The organism is Pseudomonas sp. P7548 (assembly GCF_013386585.1).
Taxonomy (GTDB): domain Bacteria; phylum Pseudomonadota; class Gammaproteobacteria; order Pseudomonadales; family Pseudomonadaceae; genus Aquipseudomonas.
The window spans coordinates 1-1701 of sequence record NZ_JACARO010000103.1 but is presented as its reverse complement, the minus strand read 5'-3'; the positions used below and the strand labels follow the sequence as shown (position 1 = coordinate 1701).

General features: G+C 59.8%; 3 protein-coding genes. 1 reads left to right on the top strand and 2 read right to left on the bottom strand.

The window, feature by feature from the left end; translation table 11 throughout:
* Window positions 1-259: 5-carboxymethyl-2-hydroxymuconate Delta-isomerase (locus HX803_RS30020; protein ID WP_178925733.1), on the top strand; the 259-nt coding region annotated here is incomplete at its 5' end.
* A gap of 3 nt (window positions 260-262) precedes the next feature.
* Here HX803_RS30020 and HX803_RS30015 read toward each other — a convergent pair.
* Together HX803_RS30015 and HX803_RS30010 are read right to left on the bottom strand one after the other, a co-directional pair.
* Window positions 263-1198, bottom strand: a complete 936-nt coding sequence (locus tag HX803_RS30015) for a LysR family transcriptional regulator (protein WP_178925732.1) — start codon at window positions 1196-1198, stop codon at window positions 263-265.
* Window positions 1199-1464: 266 nt separating this feature from the next.
* The coding region (locus HX803_RS30010) for an aldehyde dehydrogenase family protein (RefSeq protein WP_178925731.1) at window positions 1465-1701 on the bottom strand (237 nt) is incomplete at its 5' end.

Genomic DNA, 1701 nt, shown 5'->3' with positions numbered 1-1701 from the left:
TTCCGAGTTCGACATCAAGAGCCGCGCCGTGAAGGTCGAGAGCTTCCAGGTCGGCACCTCCCTGAGTTCCCGTGGCTTTATCGCGGTGAAGCTGTCGCTGCTCAGCGGGCGCTCGCCCCAGGTCAAGAAACAGCTCTCCGAAAGCCTGTTGGCTGCGCTGCAAGACCTGGGTGATTGGCCCGAAGGCGTGCAGCTGCAACTGAGTGTCGAGCTGCTGGACATTGATCGCGATTCCTACAGCAAAGTCGCCATCGGTTAAGGGTTACAGCAACCCTTGTTCGGCGCAGACTTTTACGACTTGCTCGCGAAACCAGGTATTGGCGCTGCCCTGTTCACTGGTTTCGTTCCACTGCATGTCCAGGGTGAACCCTGGTAAGCCGTTGGGCGCTTCGCAATGGCCGAATACCGGCGGTGGCGCCAGCAGCTTCTGCACGCGGCGGGGCAGGGTGACGACGAAGTCGGTGCCGGTGATCATCTTCAGTGCCGCGCCGTAGCTGTTGGCCCGCGCCACCACTTGGCGCTTGTGGGCCTGGCGCGCGAGCCAGCCGTCAATCATGTTGGTGCTGGAGGTCCAGGGCGTCGGGAACACGTGACGGCGCTCCACAAAGGATTGCAGGCTGAACGCCGGCTCCCGGGGCGCCGAACGTTGGTCGAACACACACACCAAATCATCTTCGAGCAGCATCTGGGTCTTGAAGTCTTTGTGGGCGCGGTGAAAGTGCGGGCCGAAGCAGATCACCAAGTCGAGGCGGCCTTCGCGCAGGTCGTCGGCGGGGATGTCGCTTTCCAGCTTTTGCACGTTGACGATCACCGGCAGGTCGGCGCGGTCGAAGTTTTTCAGCAGGCGCGGCAGGATCAATTGCTCGAAGTATTCCGGGGCACACACGTTGAAGGTCACGGCTTTTTGCGTCGGGTCGAAGGCCTGGCCCCCGGCGTGGCACAGGTTGATGCTTTCGAGGATCTTCTGCACATGGCCATACATGGTGGTGGCCTTGTACGTTGGCCGCATGCCCGCCCGCGTGTTGATAAACAGCTCGTCCTCGAAACTGGTGCGCAGTTTCTTCAGGCTGTAGCTCACGGTGGACTGGCTGACGAACAGCGTTTCGGACACCTCGGTAACGCTGCTCTGGTCGTAGACGGCGATGAACACCATCAAGTCCTGCATATCGAGCTTTCTGAGCGAATTACTGTTTAGCATCCATTCCATCCGGTAAGCCTTGGCACTGTGACAGCGCGCGACAAGGGCAAAAGCTTAACGGAACGCTCGTACCAATAGAAAGCTCTGTAGGGCGTTTCTATGTTTGGTGTGGGACAAATAATGTTTGCAACACGACGTCAGCGAATATGCCGAGCGTAATGCTGCGGGGTGAAGCGGCTGACTGACACAACGGCGATCCACTGTGGAAACTGGCTTTTGTGGGAGCTGGCTNNAGGCAAGCCAGCTCTCACATGGGATGTGTGTCGTTAGATGGATTTAATCACGTGCTTGATCTCCTGGAATGCCGCCAACCCCCACGGCCCCAGCTCGCGGCCGATGCTGCTCTGCTTGTAACCGCCCCACGCCGTCTGCGGGAAGATCACCTGCGGCGCGTTGATCCACACCAGCCCGGCTTGCAACGCATTGGCGACACGCTCGGTGGCTTCAGGGTTGCGGCTGACCACACTGGCCACCAGGCCGAAGTCGCTGTCGTTGGCCAGGGC